The sequence below is a fragment of the Vreelandella azerica genome (assembly GCF_013112225.1).
Classification (GTDB): Bacteria; Pseudomonadota; Gammaproteobacteria; order Pseudomonadales; family Halomonadaceae; genus Vreelandella; species Vreelandella azerica.
Map to the genome: position 1 here is coordinate 350341 of NZ_JABFHI010000002.1, position 17459 is coordinate 367799.

Annotated in this window: 8 protein-coding genes, 3 rRNA genes and 3 pseudogenes; 5 read left to right on the forward strand and 9 right to left on the reverse strand. The window is 54.9% G+C overall.

Annotated elements, in window-relative coordinates; genetic code table 11:
* Positions 1–445 precede the first annotated feature (445 nt).
* The 4 genes and pseudogenes from HLB35_RS05725 (at position 446) to HLB35_RS05740 (ending at position 7149) form a co-directional block, all read left to right on the forward strand.
* Positions 446–1976: ribosomal RNA gene (locus tag HLB35_RS05725) — 16S ribosomal RNA — on the forward strand.
* Positions 1977–2261: 285 nt separating this feature from the next.
* Positions 2262–5149, forward strand: a 23S ribosomal RNA gene (locus HLB35_RS05730).
* A gap of 176 nt (positions 5150–5325) precedes the next feature.
* A 5S ribosomal RNA gene (gene rrf, locus HLB35_RS05735) occupies positions 5326–5441 on the forward strand.
* The 16S, 23S and 5S rRNA genes sit together here, the layout of an rRNA operon.
* Positions 5442–5815: 374 nt before the next feature.
* A pseudogene (locus tag HLB35_RS05740) lies at positions 5816–7149 on the forward strand (deoxyguanosinetriphosphate triphosphohydrolase).
* A gap of 15 nt (positions 7150–7164) precedes the next feature.
* Here the strand turns inward: HLB35_RS05740 and HLB35_RS05745 are convergent.
* From HLB35_RS05745 to tkt, 9 genes and pseudogenes are all read right to left on the reverse strand, one after another.
* Entirely contained in the window at positions 7165–8076 is a 912-nt protein-coding gene (locus tag HLB35_RS05745) for a nuclease-related domain-containing protein (protein WP_171701848.1), read from the reverse strand.
* A gap of 40 nt (positions 8077–8116) precedes the next feature.
* On the reverse strand, positions 8117–8491 hold the full coding sequence (locus HLB35_RS05750; RefSeq protein WP_171701849.1) for a translation initiation factor Sui1: 375 nt from the start codon (positions 8489–8491) through the stop codon (positions 8117–8119).
* Positions 8492–8493: 2 nt separating this feature from the next.
* Positions 8494–9194: pseudogene (locus tag HLB35_RS05755) on the reverse strand (HAD family hydrolase).
* A 171-nt stretch (positions 9195–9365) separates the two neighbouring features.
* A complete protein-coding gene (fba, locus tag HLB35_RS05760; protein ID WP_171701850.1) occupies positions 9366–10430 on the reverse strand; it encodes a class II fructose-bisphosphate aldolase in 1065 nt (354 codons plus the stop codon).
* Positions 10431–10502: 72 nt separating this feature from the next.
* Positions 10503–11655: pseudogene (locus HLB35_RS05765) on the reverse strand (phosphoglycerate kinase).
* A 10-nt stretch (positions 11656–11665) separates the two neighbouring features.
* Positions 11666–12745: a type I glyceraldehyde-3-phosphate dehydrogenase gene (locus HLB35_RS05770; protein WP_171701851.1), complete on the reverse strand. Its 1080-nt coding sequence runs from the start codon at positions 12743–12745 to the stop codon at positions 11666–11668.
* A gap of 31 nt (positions 12746–12776) precedes the next feature.
* The gene (locus HLB35_RS05775) at positions 12777–13490 is read right to left on the reverse strand and encodes an LrgB family protein (protein WP_171701852.1); all 714 of its coding nucleotides are present in this window, start codon (positions 13488–13490) and stop codon (positions 12777–12779) included.
* Complete coding sequence (locus HLB35_RS05780) at positions 13480–13833, reverse strand: CidA/LrgA family protein (RefSeq protein ID WP_171701853.1); 354 nt, start codon at positions 13831–13833, stop codon at positions 13480–13482. The genes HLB35_RS05775 and HLB35_RS05780 overlap by 11 nt, the downstream gene beginning before the upstream one ends.
* A 12-nt stretch (positions 13834–13845) precedes the next feature.
* Complete coding sequence (gene tkt / locus HLB35_RS05785; RefSeq protein WP_171701854.1) at positions 13846–15843, reverse strand: transketolase; 1998 nt, start codon at positions 15841–15843, stop codon at positions 13846–13848.
* Between the two features lie 271 nt (positions 15844–16114).
* Between tkt and metK the strand changes: the two genes are divergently transcribed.
* A complete protein-coding gene (metK, locus tag HLB35_RS05790; protein WP_171701855.1) occupies positions 16115–17335 on the forward strand; it encodes a methionine adenosyltransferase in 1221 nt (406 codons plus the stop codon).
* Positions 17336–17459 lie beyond the last annotated feature (124 nt).

The window sequence follows — 17459 nt, forward strand, 5'->3', positions numbered from 1 at the left end:
GCACAGCGTTACCAGCGGTACTTATTCGTAAGTTCGGAGGTGAAAACCTTCGGTTTGTCAGAAAGTTAGAGAAAACGTTGGCGAGAAGTTGCCGCGTCGAATTTCCTAGCTGAAATCGATCAAAATACGGAATCGAATCAGCGGTTGACAAACACACAGGAATGCGTAGAATACGTCTTCCTCGCTGAGGCAAGTCATTCAGGTCAACGAATGACAAGGTTTGATAACCGTCTCGCGAACAGCTCTTTAATAATTTGATCAGGTAATTCATGTGGGCGCTTGCCGATGAGGGTAATAAATCACCAAATATCAAGGCAAGCGACTCAGCAAGACAATCTTAAGCCTCGGCCTTCGATTGTGTATTGAATGAATTCGTTTGAACCTTGAGCCAAGTTTGATGCGCTTTTGTTACCTTCAGGTGACAGGTAAGCATCACAATGATTTTAAACTGAAGAGTTTGATCATGGCTCAGATTGAACGCTGGCGGCAGGCCTAACACATGCAAGTCGAGCGGTAACAGATCTAGCTTGCTAGATGCTGACGAGCGGCGGACGGGTGAGTAACGCATAGGAATTTACCCGATAGTGGGGGATAACCTGGGGAAACTCAGGCTAATACCGCATACGTCCTACGGGAGAAAGGGGGCTTTGGCTCCCGCTATCGGATGAGCCTATGCCGGATTAGCTGGTTGGTGAGGTAATGGCTCACCAAGGCGACGATCCGTAGCTGGTCTGAGAGGATGATCAGCCACATCGGGACTGAGACACGGCCCGAACTCCTACGGGAGGCAGCAGTGGGGAATATTGGACAATGGGCGCAAGCCTGATCCAGCCATGCCGCGTGTGTGAAGAAGGCCCTCGGGTTGTAAAGCACTTTCAGCGAGGAAGAACGCCTGGTGGTTAATACCCGCCAGGAAAGACATCACTCGCAGAAGAAGCACCGGCTAACTCCGTGCCAGCAGCCGCGGTAATACGGAGGGTGCAAGCGTTAATCGGAATTACTGGGCGTAAAGCGCGCGTAGGTGGCTTGATAAGCCGGTTGTGAAAGCCCCGGGCTCAACCTGGGAACGGCATCCGGAACTGTCAGGCTAGAGTGCAGGAGAGGAAGGTAGAATTCCCGGTGTAGCGGTGAAATGCGTAGAGATCGGGAGGAATACCAGTGGCGAAGGCGGCCTTCGACTGACACTGACACTGAGGTGCGAAAGCGTGGGTAGCAAACAGGATTAGATACCCTGGTAGTCCACGCCGTAAACGATGTCGACCAGCCGTTGGGTGCCTAGCGCACTTTGTGGCGAAGTTAACGCGATAAGTCGACCGCCTGGGGAGTACGGCCGCAAGGTTAAAACTCAAATGAATTGACGGGGGCCCGCACAAGCGGTGGAGCATGTGGTTTAATTCGATGCAACGCGAAGAACCTTACCTACTCTTGACATCCTGCGAATCGGTGAGAGATCACTGGGTGCCTTCGGGAACGCAGAGACAGGTGCTGCATGGCTGTCGTCAGCTCGTGTTGTGAAATGTTGGGTTAAGTCCCGTAACGAGCGCAACCCTTGTCCTTATTTGCCAGCACGTAATGGTGGGAACTCTAAGGAGACTGCCGGTGACAAACCGGAGGAAGGTGGGGACGACGTCAAGTCATCATGGCCCTTACGAGTAGGGCTACACACGTGCTACAATGGCCGGTACAAAGGGCTGCGAACTCGCGAGAGTCAGCGAATCCCTTAAAGCCGGTCTCAGTCCGGATCGGAGTCTGCAACTCGACTCCGTGAAGTCGGAATCGCTAGTAATCGTGAATCAGAATGTCACGGTGAATACGTTCCCGGGCCTTGTACACACCGCCCGTCACACCATGGGAGTGGACTGCACCAGAAGTGGTTAGCCTAACGCAAGAGGGCGATCACCACGGTGTGGTTCATGACTGGGGTGAAGTCGTAACAAGGTAGCCGTAGGGGAACCTGCGGCTGGATCACCTCCTTAAACGATGCATCATCCTCGCGGTAAGCGCTCACAATGAATTACCTGATCAAGTAAGCTGTTGATATGCAGTGATAAGCGAAAGAAAAACGCTTATCACTGCTTATAGCAGTCGCTCTTTAATAATATATCAAGCTGATAAAAACCTTCTTAAGAGGGTGGTTAATCGCATTCTGTGTGACTAACAACACTCTGAGAGGTTTGTACGTAGTAAATTGTTATATGATACGTCTCAAGCGTATCCGGCAATCGTTATCATTGCGAACCCCAGACTCCTTCGGGTTATAGGGTCAAGCAATGAAGCGCACACGGTGGATGCCTAGGCAGCCAGAGGCGATGAAAGACGTGGAAGCCTGCGATAAGGCTCGGCGAGGTGGCAAACAACCTGTGACCCGGGCATTTCTGAATGGGGAAACCCACTCATCACAAGATGAGTATCCTGCACTGAATACATAGGTGACAGGAGGCGAACCAGGGGAACTGAAACATCTAAGTACCCTGAGGAAAAGAAATCAACCGAGATTCCCTAGTAGCGGCGAGCGAACGGGGACCAGCCCTTAAGCAGGTGACTGATTAGACGAATGCGCTGGGAAGCGCGGCCATAGCGGGTGATAGCCCCGTAGTCGAAAATCTGATCCTGTGAAATCGAGTAGGTCGGGGCACGAGAAACCTTGACTGAAGACGGGGGGACCATCCTCCAAGGCTAAATACTCCTGGCTGACCGATAGTGAACCAGTACCGTGAGGGAAAGGCGAAAAGAACCCCGGAGAGGGGAGTGAAATAGACCCTGAAACCGTGTGCGTACAAGCAGTCGGAGCGGACTTGTTCCGTGACGGCGTACCTTTTGTATAATGGGTCAGCGACTTATATTCTGTGGCGAGGTTAACCGTATAGGGGAGCCGTAGCGAAAGCGAGTCTTAACTGGGCGCACCAGTCGCAGGATATAGACCCGAAACCGAGCGATCTATCCATGAGCAGGGTGAAGATTGAGTAACATCAATTGGAGGCCCGAACCAGGATCTGTTGAAAAAGATTTGGATGACTTGTGGATCGGAGTGAAAGGCTAATCAAGCTCGGAGATAGCTGGTTCTCCTCGAAAGCTATTTAGGTAGCGCCTCATGCAGCACCACCGGGGGTAGAGCACTGTTTCGGCTAGGGGGTCATCCCGACTTACCAACCCGAGGCAAACTCCGAATACCGGTGAGTGACGCGTGGGAGACACACAGCGGGTGCTAACGTCCGTTGTGAAAAGGGAAACAACCCAGACCGTCAGCTAAGGTCCCGAAATCCTGATTAAGTGGGAAACGATGTGGGAAGGCTCAGACAGCTAGGAGGTTGGCTTAGAAGCAGCCATCCTTTAAAGAAAGCGTAATAGCTCACTAGTCGAGTCGGCCTGCGCGGAAGATGTAACGGGGCTAAATCAGGTACCGAAGCTACGGGTTCACACTTAGGTGTGAGCGGTAGAGGAGCGTCGTGTAAGCCAATGAAGGTGAATTGAGAAGTTCGCTGGAGGTATCACGAGTGCGAATGCTGACATGAGTAACGATAAAGGGCGTGAAAAACGCCCTCGCCGGAAGACCAAGGGTTTCTGTTCGACGCTAATCGGAGCAGAGTGAGTCGGCCCCTAAGGCGAGGCCGAAAGGCGTAGTCGATGGGAAACGGGTCAATATTCCCGTACCGGACATGATTGCGATGGGGGACGGAGAAGGCTAGGTGAGCCAGGCGTTGGTTGTCCTGGTGAAAGCAAGTAGGCCGAGCGCTCAGGTAAATCCGGGCGCTTAAAGCCGAGATGCGAAACGAACTGACCACGGTCAGGAAGTCATCGATGCCACGCTTCCAGGAAAAGCCTCTAAGCTTCAGATCATGTGCGACCGTACCCCAAACCGACACAGGTGGTCAGGGTGAGAATCCCAAGGCGCTTGAGAGAACTCGGGTGAAGGAACTAGGCAAAATGGTGCCGTAACTTCGGGAGAAGGCACGCCGGCGTAGGGTGACGAGACTTGCTCTCCAAGCCCGAACCGGTCGAAGATACCAGGTGGCTGCAACTGTTTAGTAAAAACACAGCACTCTGCCAAGTCGTAAGACGACGTATAGGGTGTGACGCCTGCCCGGTGCCGGAAGGTTAAGTGATGGTGTTATCCTCGGAGAAGCTCTTGATCGAAGCCCCGGTAAACGGCGGCCGTAACTATAACGGTCCTAAGGTAGCGAAATTCCTTGTCGGGTAAGTTCCGACCTGCACGAATGGCGTAATGATGGCCACGCTGTCTCCACCCGAGACTCAGTGAAATTGAAATCGCCGTGAAGATGCGGTGTACCCGCGGCTAGACGGAAAGACCCCGTGAACCTTTACTATAGCTTCACACTGGACGCTGATGTTGCCTGTGTAGGATAGCTGGGAGGCTTTGAACCTCGGACGCCAGTTCGAGCGGAGCCACCCTTGAAATACCAGCCTGGCATCATTGGCGTTCTCACTCAGGTCCGTTATCCGGATCGAGGACAGTGTGTGGTGGGTAGTTTGACTGGGGCGGTCTCCTCCCAAAGCGTAACGGAGGAGCACGAAGGTACCCTCAGCACGGTCGGACATCGTGCAATGAGTGCAAGAGCATAAGGGTGCTTGACTGCGAGACAGACACGTCGAGCAGGTGCGAAAGCAGGTTCTAGTGATCCGGTGGTTCTGTATGGAAGGGCCATCGCTCAACGGATAAAAGGTACTCCGGGGATAACAGGCTGATACCGCCCAAGAGTTCACATCGACGGCGGTGTTTGGCACCTCGATGTCGGCTCATCACATCCTGGGGCTGAAGTCGGTCCCAAGGGTATGGCTGTTCGCCATTTAAAGTGGTACGCGAGCTGGGTTTAGAACGTCGTGAGACAGTTCGGTCCCTATCTGCCGTGGGCGTAGGATGTTTGAGAAGGGCTGCTCCTAGTACGAGAGGACCGGAGTGGACGCACCTCTGGTGTTCCGGTTGTCACGCCAGTGGCATTGCCGGGTAGCTAAGTGCGGACGGGATAACCGCTGAAAGCATCTAAGCGGGAAGCCCCCTTCAAGATGAGACATCCCTGAGGCCTAGAGCCTCCTGAAGGGCCCAGCGAGACCAGCTGGTTGATAGGCACGGTGTGGAAGCGCTGCAAGGCGTTGAGCTAACGTGTACTAATGGCCCGTGAGGCTTGACCCTATAACACCCAAGGGGTCTGGTAGCAGTGATAACGATGGCTGAATAAGCCAGCCGGATACGCAGAGACGCATCACACGCGCAAAAGCGAAAGCAGGAGCGCGGACAGTTTACAAACACGTACAGTGCAGGCCATCCATTAACCGCCTGCGCATCAGCTTGATGTATTACCCGTTACGCCTGACGACCATAGCGAGTGGGAACCACCTGATCCCTTGCCGAACTCAGCAGTGAAACCGCTTAGCGCCGATGGTAGTGTGGGGTCTCCCCATGCGAGAGTAGGTCATCGTCAGGCACTTATACCGCAAAAAAACCCAGCCAACCGGCTGGGTTTTTTGTTTGTGTGGCGAATAGCGAAAGGAAAATAGGGGTCTCTCCATGGAGAGGCTCGGCAGCCCGGCGCCGTCCTCGTCAGGCACTTATTAAGAAACGCCCCATGCACGCTGTTCATGGGGCGTTTTGCTGTGCGCAATTCCGTGTTCCTGCTGCACCGCATGCTGTTAGCGGGAATCCATTTTGACCTTAGGTTTTGGTGGCCTTGGCTGAAAAGGTCAAGGTGGGTTCCCGATAACCCCACTCGGGAATGACGACGTGATGGGGTTTTTGTTTTTGGGTGGACGAAATTTGCCAGCTTTTTGTGTCAGAATGCAGCATCTAAGGAGGAGCCTGATGACATCAATGCGCTGGGAGCAGCTGCTTTCACCACAACGTTTGCACGACAAACGCCTCGGCAGCAGTCGTGAGATTGGTCGAAGCCCTTTCCATAAAGATCATGACCGTATCATTTTTTCAGGGTCATTTCGCCGCCTGGGGCGTAAGACGCAGGTACATCCCTTAACCGAGAATGATCATATCCATACCCGTTTGACGCATTCGCTGGAAGTGGGCTGTGTTGGCCGCTCCTTGGGTATGAGCGTGGGTGAACTATTGGGAAGCCGTTTACCTAGCTGGATATCACCTGCTGATTTGGGTGTCATTATCCAGACGGCCTGCCTTGGACATGATATTGGTAATCCTCCGTTTGGCCATGCCGGTGAGTATGCTATCCGTGACTGGTTCCAGCGCGCTGAGAGCAGTGGCCTGCTGGGTGGCTTATCAACGCCTGAACGGGATGACTTGCTTACCTATGAAGGTAATGCCCAAGGATTTCGAGTCATCACCCAGATTGAGTACAACCAGTTCCAGGGCGGCATGCGCATGACAGCAGCAACTCTGGGCACCTTGTTGAAATATCCCTGGAGCGTTGAGCATCGAACTCAGGAAGGTAAGTTTGGCGCTTACCAGTCAGAACTGGACATATTGCGTGAAGTGGCTGAAGCACTCGGGCTTTTAGCGCAGGGAGACAATCGTTGGTGTCGCCATCCGCTGGCCTGGTTGGTAGAAGCGGCGGATGATATTTGCTATGCCCTTCTAGATCTGGAAGATGGGCTGGAGATGGGGATTCTGCACTACAGTGAGGTGAGTGACATTCTCAAGCATATTGCCGGGGAGGTGCCCGTTGAATATCTTGAAATGCAAAAGCGCGGCGTCTCCCAGCGACGACGCATTGCGCTTCTGCGCGGCTCGGCAATGGAGCGGGCGGTGAATGAAGTCAGTGCTGTGTTTGTTCAGCATGAGCAGGCGCTGTTAGCAGGCCGTCTGGAAAATGACCTGCTGGAACTTTGTCACCCTGATTTGGGTTGGGGGTGCGTGCGGCCAAGCAGCTGGCAAGAGAAAGGATATTCCAGAACGAAAGAAAGGCAAAACTTGAAATTGGTGCCTACACGACGCTGGGCATCTTGCTGGAAGCCTTTATAGGCGCTGCCCATGAGTTGCATCACACCGGGCGCTTGTCCTTCAAGCATCAGAGGGTGTTGGCCCTGATAGGCGAAAACACGCCACAGCGTGACTGGACGCTATACGCCAGCTATCGCCGTATGCTGGACTTTATTGGCGGCATGACGGACCACTTTGCCGTTGATCTGGCACAGGAAATGGGTGGCAAGCTTAAAGGCAGCAGTTAAAAAGGTAAGACGCATTCAAACGGAAGGCTGTCGCAGTGGCTTGCCTTCCATCAAACGGGCCCGTTCAAGTAGCAGATAGATAATCTTGTCATGCAGGGCATCATCAAGCTCGCCTAGAAGCAGTTCTGAAAGCTTTTGAGCCAGACCGTCACCACTTACAACGAGAATATCATCAGCGGCTTCGGAGGTGTCAATTTCCCAGCCGGGCAAGACCAGAACCCCGCGAACAGGAACGCTGATGCCGCAGTTCTTTTCCAGCCACTCAGCGATCCAGTGAGCCGCCTGTCTTGTCTTGTACAAGGGGCGGCGCTCCTGCCAATGCGGGAAGCGCAGACGCTCATGCTCTACAAATACCTGAGTCAACTCTTTGCCATTGCTTCCCAGCGCTTTGGAACGCGCCCGGGTTTCCACCACAAAGACTCCGTGTGGTGTGACGACTACATGATCAATGGTAAAGCTGTCTGTAGGTACATCATGAAAGATATAGTAAGGATGCGCGTCAGGCCGGATCAATCTTTCCAGCTCTTGGCCGACAGCGAGTTCACAGGCCAGCCCAAGCTTGAGGCGTCGGATACGCTGGTAATCGCGTACCAGCAACAGTGAAAAAACCAGCACCAGAACCGTGCTCAGCAGCCCATAAAGCGCCCACTCCACCCAGTCCTGGCGATCGACAAACAACATCCTGCCCATGCCATAAACCAAGGGTGCAAGGCTGATCAGCGGCCCTAAGGTGCCGTTAAGGAAAAGGCTAGAAAATGCCTGATCAAGACGATTACGTAAGGCCTGGCCGGGCGTGCGCAATGGGTGGGCATCAAAGGGAGAATTAACGCGGGCATCATACAGACTACGCAAGGCAAGAACGATGGCCGCCATAGCGGCCATCGGAAATAGAAAAATCAGTGGTAGCAGGTATTCCAGCCAAACCATAACGAATGCCTTGGTAAGCCGATGGTCGATTCAGTTGGGTTCAACCACCGGCAAGTTTTGCTTGGTAACCATGTTCAGTGAGCGCTTGTTTGAGCATTTCACGATGATCACCCTGGATTTCAATGACTCCCTCCTTGACCGCGCCGCCAGTACCGCAGCGTTTCTTCAGCTGCTTGGCCAGTACCTTGAGCTCCTTTTCGGGCAAAGGGATACCTGACAGTGTAGTGACGCCCTTACCCTTGCGGCCACTGGTTTCGCGGCGAATGCGCACGATACCATCAAGTGAGGCAATGCGTGCCCGTTCAGCAAGGTCATCACAGCAGCAGCTTTCAAGCGCCTGGCGACAGTCCGGGCAGATATCACCCTGTTCTGTCGAGTAAACAAGCCCGCCGAGCTGATCACGTAATGACGCCATGATTAGGCTCCTTTATAACGTTTGAGTGTGGTGCTATTACCCCATCTTTCACGCGTCAACTGCTGAATGACAGTGGGTAGTTGATACATGCTGTTGATCATGATGGCGTCTTTAGGAGTTTTTTCGGCATCAGGAAAACGGTTCAGATGTACCACTGTCATCCCGGCATCCAGTGCTGCCTTGACACCTACTAGTGCATCATCAATGGCAATGCAGTCAGCAGCGTCAAACCCCATATTGTGTGCTGCATGAAGATGTAAACCAGGCTCTGGCTTCCAACAGTTGGCAGCATAGCCGCTGAACAGGTGGCCATTGAAGTAGCCATCAAGCGCAGTGGTTGCCAGGGCGTTGAGGATCTTTTTTCTGGCCCGTTGGAAACCACCGCTCTGGGGTAGTCGCTTAACTGCTGCAGAGCTTCGCGGGCACCGTCGATAGTGGTGAGTTCATTGCTGAGGCGGGTGGCCAGATTGGCACGCATGGCACTTTCCATGATTTCCAACTGATCACGGGCAACCGTGCCGTAGCGCTCTTGCAGCTCGGCCACAATACGACGAAAACGTGCACCGCGGAACTCACCCATATAGTCGGAAACGACAAAGGGAAGGCCTACCGCATTGAGGCCGATTGCCATCTCTTCTGCCAGAAGTGGCTCGCTATCGACCAGAGTGCCGTCGCAATCAAATAGCAGAAGAGGCAAAAACATGGTTGATCCTTGCACTGTTCAAAGCGCGGCTACCTGACACACACCATAACAACATAATAGGATGATTCTACGACGTTAGCGAACACTGTTCTATCACTTTTGCATTGTTCTGCACAGACCTACTAAAAAGGCAGCCCATAAGGCTGCCTTGTTTGGCCATGGATCAGGCAATTACCTGATCTTGGGAGCCAGTTCACCGCTTTCGTAGCGCTTGAACATCTCTTCCAGGTTGATCGGTTTGATCTTGCTGGCATTGCCTGCTGTGCCGAACGCTTCGTAGCGGTCAATACACAGGTCACGCATGGCGCTGACGGTTTCCTTGAGGAATTTGCGCGGATCAAATTCAGACGGGTTCTCAGCCAGAAAACGACGTACCGCACCCGTGGAAGCCAGACGCAGATCAGTATCAATGTTGACCTTGCGCACACCGTGTTTGATGCCCTGAATGATTTCTTCTACGGGAACGCCGTAGGTTTCAGGAATCTCGCCGCCATAGCGATTGATGACTTCCAGCCATTCCTGGGGCACGGAAGAAGAGCCGTGCATGACCAGGTGGGTATCTGGAATGCGCGCATGAATTTCCTTGATACGCTGAATCGACAGGGTATCGCCCGTCGGCGGACGGGTAAACTTGTAAGCACCGTGGCTGGTGCCGATGGCAATGGCCAGGGCATCCACCTGGGTTGCCTTGACGAACGCTGCGGCTTCTTCAGGATCGGTCAGCAGCTGTTCCATATCCAGCTTGCCTTCTGCCCCGATACCGTCTTCCTCGCCAGCCATGCCGGTTTCCAGGCTGCCCAGGCAACCCAGCTCACCTTCCACTGAAACACCACATGCATGCGCCATTTCAACAGTACGGCGGGTCACGTCAACATTATAGTCGTAATCCATGGGCGTCTTGCCGTCTTCACCCAGCGAACCATCCATCATCACCGAGGAGAAGCCCAGCTGAATGGAGCGTTGGCAGACCGCAGGACTGGTGCCGTGGTCCTGGTGCATGGCCACCGGAATATGCGGGAATTCTTCAACGGCGGCCAGGATCAGATGGCGCAGGAAAGGCGCGCCCGCATATTTGCGTGCGCCAGCAGACGCCTGGACGATCACTGGAGAGTCGGTTTTATCCGCCGCTTCCATGATGGCGCGCATCTGTTCGAGGTTGTTGACGTTGAAAGCGGGAATGCCGTAACCGTATTCAGCGGCATGATCCAGCATCTGACGCATGCTAATAAGAGCCATAAAGTCACCTTATATAAAATAAATCGTTATCGTGTGTGGGTAGAGTCTGATCAAAATGGATTACCTGGCCGTCTAGGCGTCTGATGCCGCAGCCTCCAGAGCAGCGACTGCCGGTAATGTCTTGCCTTCGACGTATTCAAGGAATGCCCCACCCCCGTCGAGATATAGGAAACACGCTCGGCTATCGCGTACTTGTCGATAGCGGCCAATGTATCGCCGCCACCGGCAATTGAGAATGCTTGGCTTTCAGCAATCGCATGAGCAATGACTTCGGTGCCTTTGCCGAACTGGTCAATTTCAAAGACGCCCACCGGGCCGTTCCAGAGGATCGTTCCTGCGTCTTTCAGCAGACCTGCCAAGTGGGCTGCGGTATCCGGGCCGATATCCAGAATCATTTCATTATCGGCCACCTGATCCACAGGTTTGACGACAGCTTCTGCCGACTCGGAAAACTCAGTAGCAACGACGACATCGGTCGGCATTGGAATAGCCACTTTCTCCATCAAGGTCTTGGCCTGAGCGACCAGATCAGCTTCATGGAGTGATTTGCCTACATTATAGCCTGCTGCGGCGATAAAGGTGTTGGCGATGCCGCCACCGACAATCAGCTGGTCGCATTTTTCAGACAGAGCGTTGAGCACATCCAGCTTGGTGGATACCTTGGAGCCGCCCACAATGGCCGTCATCGGGCGCTTGGGGTGAGCAAGGGCTTTTTCCAGTGCTTCAAGTTCGTTGGCCAATAGCGGCCCGGCACATGCGGTGGGTGCAAAGCGGGCGACGCCATGGGTCGATGCCTGGGCGCGGTGGGCAGTGCCAAATGCATCCATCACAAAGATGTCGCACAGCGCGGCGTACTGCTTGGCCAGCGCTTCGTCATCTTTTTCTCGCCTGTGTTAAAGCGTACGTTTTCAAGCAGCACGACATCGCCATCGCTCAGCTCGGGACCGCTTTCCAGGTAGTCCTTGACCAGTGTGACGGGGCGGCCCAACAGTTGGCCAAGGTGAGCGGCTACCGGGGCAAGGGAAAACTCTTCGGCAGGCTCGCCTTCTGTGGGGCGGCCAAGGTGGCTCATGAGCATCACCTTGGCACCAGCATCGGCAGCAGTCTGAATGGTGGGCAGGGCGGCACGTAGGCGGGCGTCACTGGAAACGCTGGCATTCTTGATGGGTACGTTCAGATCTTCACGAATCAGGACGCGTTGACCCTGGAGCGGCAGGTCGGTCATCTTTTTACGTTCATGTGCAGCTGTCCTCGTGTGAGTCAGATGATAAGAAATCGTGGCGGGGCTGTGTCAGTCTTGCCAGGCGCTGGCTGATATCCAGCATGCGGTTAGCAAATCCCCATTCGTTATCAAACCAGCAAAGCAGTTTGATCAGCCGCGTGCCGGCTACCCGGGTCTGGGTGGCGTCCAGGATGCCGGAGTGCGGATCATGATTGAAATCCACTGAGGCCATGGGCGTTTCGGTATATCCCAGAATACCTTGCAGATGGCGCTGGCTTGCCGTCTTTAATAGCTGATTGACTTCCTCTACGTGGGTATCCCGGGCAACCGTGATGGCAAGATCCATCACCGAAACATTAATGGTCGGAACCCGCAGGTGCAAACACTCGAAACGCCCGGTCAATTTGGGCATCAAACGGCTGATGCCGCGTGCCAGGCCGGTATCTACCGGGACAATCGAATGCATGGCGGAGCGCGTCAGGCGTAAGTCTGTCTGATGGTAGGCATCAATCACCGGTTGATCATTCATGGCAGAATGAATCGTGGTGGTAACGCCGTGTTCAACCCCGAAGGCCTCATCCAGCACGGTTAGCAGCGGTAGCAGGCAGTTAGTCGTACAGGATGCCGCCGACAGGATATGTTGCCCGGCTGACATTATGTTCTGATTGATGCCCCACACGATGGTGGCGTCCAGATCATTTTCGGCCGGTTGAGAGAACAGCAAGCGCTTGGCACCTGCTGCCAAGTGTTTCTCGGCGGTGGCACGATCCTTGAAACTGCCCGAGCACTCAAGCACCAGGTCGATATCAAGCGCTGCCCAGGGAAGCTTTTCCGGGTCAGGTTCGTTCAGAACCCGAATGGATTGACCGTTGATCACCAGGTGGTCGTCATGGCTTTCCACCTGAACAGGAAAGCGTCCGTGGGTGGTATCGAAGCGGGTCAGGTAGGCGATGGTCGCCAGGTCGGAGAGCTCGTTGATCGCCACGATCTGGATATCTGCCGACTGACGCTCTACCAAGGCACGCAAAACGCACTGGCCAATGCGGCCATAGCCGTTGATGGCAATACGAAAAGTGGAAGCCCGCGCGGCCATATGTCTCCTTAATGCGTGCTAAAGATGGGAACTAGCCGATAAAGTGCCAGGCCAGTGGTAGCAACAATGCCGTGAAAATGCCTGTCAGGCTCATGCCTAACGAGGCAAATGCGCCTGCGGTAGGGCTGATCTCAAAGGCCCTGACCGTGCCAATAGCATGGCCATTAAGCCCTAGTGCAAAGCCGATCAGGCGCTCATCGCTAATCTTCATCCACTTGGCGGCGAGGCTGACAACGGCAATGGCCACGACGCCTGTGATCAGAAGCCCGCCCATCAGCAGCGGAATGGAGCCGCCCAACTGCTGGGTAATCCCGATGGCAATCGGGGCCGTGACGGATTTCGCTGCCAGGGAAGCTAGTACTGTGTCGGGCAAGCCCATCAGCCAGGCAATACCCACTGCGTAAACAACCGCCAGGCTGGCACTCACCGGCAAACACACCACCAGAGGGCGCCATAGCTCGCGAATACGTGGAAACTGCTGATAAAGCGGCATACCCAGCGCCACTGTGGCGGGGCCAAGCAAAACCGACAACCAGGCTGCCCCTTGCTGATAAGTTGTGTAGTGAAGCCCGCTGATCAGCAGGAACACTGCCAGTAGCAAGGCAGCGATCAATACTGCCGGTAACCAGGTAGGTTGTTTAAGCCGCCTGAAGATGGCCATACCGATCAGGTAGGCGGTCAGGGTCAGTGCCACGGCAAACAATGGCGTTGTGGTCAGTTGTTCAAGTAAAGCGTCACTTAACATTCTGGCCCCGCATCAGGTGGCGCATCAACCACAGGGTGGTCAATACGCTCAACAGAGTGCCCAGCATCAGACTTACAATGATAGCGACCCACTGTCCACCAAGCTCCCCGGCGACGAAGAAAACACCTACGACACCAGGCATGATCAGCATCGCCAGCAGTGCAATCAGCGGTTGGGCCGCGGCCGCCAGGGTGTCAGGCACGCCACCGCGTAGGGCCAGGGTGATACTTAACAGCAGCATGCCCAACACACCGGAAGAGACCGGAATGGCGGTGAGATAAACGATGACCTCACCGATCAGCCAGAAGCTGACAAGCCATAGAAAACCGCCTAACGCCGTCACAGGATTAACCTATCAGGCTTGCCCAAGCAGCTGATTGGCCTGTGCGACGATATTGTCGACGGTAAAGCCAAAGTGCTTGAACAGATCACCAGCAGGTGCTGATTCACCATAGGTGGTCATGCCGATCACGCGGCCATCCAGGCCAACATATTTGTACCAGTAATCGGCGTGGCCTGCTTCGATGGCGATCCGCTTAGTGACGCTGGCGGGCAATACTTTTTCCCGATACTCCGCATCCTGGCCGTTAAAGCGGTAGGTAGACGGCATGGAAACCACGCGCACTGCTTTGCCGTGTGTTTCCAGCTCGGCGGCGGCATCCATCGCCAGAGCGACTTCGGAGCCTGTGGCAATCAGAATCAGCTCAGGCGTTGTGTCGCTGTCCTTGAGGATGTAACCACCGCATTGAATATCAGCCAGCTGGGCCTTGGTGCGCGCCTGGTTAGGCAGGTTCTGGCGAGACAGCACCAGCGCCGTCGGGCCTGAATGACGCTTCAGTGCCGCATCCCAGGCAGCTGCAGTTTCGGTGGCATCACAGGGGCGCCAGGTATTCAGATTGGGCGTGGTGCGCAGGCTGGTCAGCTGTTCAACGGGCTGATGGGTCGGGCCGTCTTCACCCAAGCCGATGGAGTCATGGGTGAACACATAGATAGCGCGCTGGCCCATCAGCGCGGCCATGCGTACGGCATTGCGCATATATTCCATGAAGATCAGGAAAGTAGCGCCATAGGGTACAAAGCCACCATGCAAGGCAATGCCGTTCATGATGGCGCCCATGCCGAACTCACGTACCCCGTAGTGCAGGTAGTTACCGCTGGCATCATCCGGCGTGATGGCCTTGGCGCCGTTCCAGAACGTCAGGTTGGAGGGCGCCAGGTCAGCGCTGCCGCCAAGCAGCTCGGGCATTTGCGGCCCCAGAACATTCAGGGCACCCAAGGATGCCTTACGTGAAGCGATATTCTCGCCCTTTTCCTGGCTTTGCTGAATAAGGGCTTCGCTGGAAAGCTGGGGCGGCAGACGGCCTTTCAGGCGGCGCTTGAATTCCAGAGCCTCATCCGGAAACGCCTCTGCATAGCGGCGCATCTGTTCTTCCCAGGCCTGCTGGCGCTGCTTGCCAGCTTCGCGGGCATCCCAGGCGGTGTAGACAGGCTCGGGAATATGGAAAGGTGCATGCGGCCAGCCGAGCTGTTCACGGGCAGCCGCCACTTCATCATCACCCAGCGGCGCACCGTGGGATTCTTCCTTGCCCTGCTTGTTGGGGGCACCAAAGCCAATAACGGTTTTACAGATAATCAGGCTGGGCTTGTCATCCTGCTGCTTGGCCAGTTCGATAGCCGCCTTGATCTCTTCTGGCTTGTGGCCATCAACGCTGGGCACCACGTGCCAGCCGTAGGCTTCAAAACGCTTGGCAGTATCGTCAGTGAACCAGCCATCGACCTCGCCATCAATTGAAATGCCGTTGTCATCATAGAAGGCTGTCAGCTTGCCCAGTTGCTGGGTGCCGGCCAGTGAGGCCACTTCATGGGAGATGCCCTCCATCAAGCAGCCATCACCCATAAAGCACCAGGTGCGATGGTCGACAATGGTGTGGCCAGGGCGGTTGAACTGGGCGCCCAGGGTTTTCTCGGCAATCGCCATGCCGACGGCATTGGCAAAGCCCTGACCCAAGGGGCCAGTGGTGGTTTCGATGCCCGGTGCATAACCGAATTCAGGGTGGCCTGCAGTTAGCGAGTGCAGCTGGCGGAAGTTCCTCAGCTGCTCCAGGCCAAGATCGTAACCGCTTAAATGCAGCAGTGAATAAAGCAGCATCGAACCATGGCCGTTGGAGAGAACAAAACGGTCACGGTCAGCCCATTTGGGATCTTCGGGGTTATGCTTGAGGTAGTCATTCCATAGCACCTCGGCAATATCTGCCATGCCCATGGGCGCGCCAGGGTGGCCGGACTTGGCCTTCTGAACAGCATCCATGGAAAGGGCGCGAATGGCATTGGCCAACTCGAAACGGGACGGCATGGGGTGCTCCTCGCCTGAAAACGATAATAAAGCGCTTATTGTCGCTGACTTCGCCAGCGGCGGCAAATAATGCTGCATTTATGGAGCTAAACAAGGGTTGCAAGTTGATAGTATGGATATCCGCGCAAGACGCTGGGAAGCGCTGCCAACAGCGTGTAGACTTTGCCCCCGAGGTGGCCTTGCCACCTTCGATTATGTAGGCAGGGCCTCCTGCCATGATTTCCTGCTGATGCTACGAGCGACAGCCGTCACACAGAGGGTCAAGAGCGCGATGAGCGAATATTCCCTGTTTACCTCCGAATCCGTTTCCGAAGGGCATCCCGACAAGATTGCCGATCAGATTTCTGATGCTGTCCTGGATGCCATCATCGCCCGTGATAAGCAGGCCCGGGTTGCCTGTGAAACCATGGTCAAGACGGGCGTTGCGATTATTGCCGGTGAGATTACTACGGCTGCCTGGGTCGATCTGGAAGCCCTGGTGCGCCAGGTGATTACCGATATCGGCTATACCTCATCAGATGTTGGCTTTGATGGCGCGACCTGCGGCGTTGTGAACCTGATTGGCAAGCAGAGCGTTGATATTGCCCAGGGCGTTGATCGCACCAAGCCAGAAGATCAGGGCGCGGGTGACCAAGGCCTGATGTTTGGCTACGCCACCAATGAAACCGCCTCACTGATGCCTGCACCGATTCACTATTCCCATCGTCTGGTAGAGCGTCAGGCTGAGCTGCGTAAACAGGGCCTCTTGCCCTGGCTGCGCCCGGATGCGAAAAGCCAGGTTACCTTCCGTTATGACGCCGATGGCAAGCCTTGCGGCGTGGATGCCGTGGTGCTTTCCACCCAACACGACCCTGAGATTGATCAGGAAGCGCTGCGCACCATGGTCAAGCGGGAAATTATTGAACAGGTTATTCCCGCTGAATGGCTGGATGACAGCACCCAGTTCCATATCAACCCGACCGGCAAGTTTGTAATTGGCGGCCCTGTGGGTGATTGTGGCCTGACCGGGCGCAAGATTATCGTCGACACTTATGGCGGTATGGCGCGCCACGGTGGCGGTGCCTTTTCCGGCAAGGATCCGTCCAAAGTTGATCGCAGTGCCGCCTATGCGGGCCGTTATGTAGCCAAGAATGTGGTCGCCGCCGGTCTTGCCGACAAATGTGAGATCCAGATTTCCTATGCTATCGGGGTAGCCGAGCCAACGTCGGTATCCGTCGATACATTCGGCACCGGAAATATTGCCGATACTGAAATCGTCAAGCTGGTACGCGAGCATTTTGATCTACGCCCTTTTGCGATCACCAAGATGCTTGATCTGCTGCATCCGATGTACCAACTGACAGCCGCCTATGGTCACTTTGGCCGTGAACCGTTTGAACACAGCTATCGCTGGCTGGATGTCAAAGGCCAGGAACAGGTTGAAACCTTTACTGCTTTCCCATGGGAAAAAACCGACAAGGCGGATGCCCTGCGTCAGTCGGCGGGCTTGTAACATCCCCTGAGACGTTGCATTTCTTAACAGCCTAGCGCCCCGCGGAATTTATCCACGGGGCGTTTTTTGTCTACGCTTAGCTTAAAAGACGCAGGTAAAGGCGCTAAATAAAGGAGAGCACAAG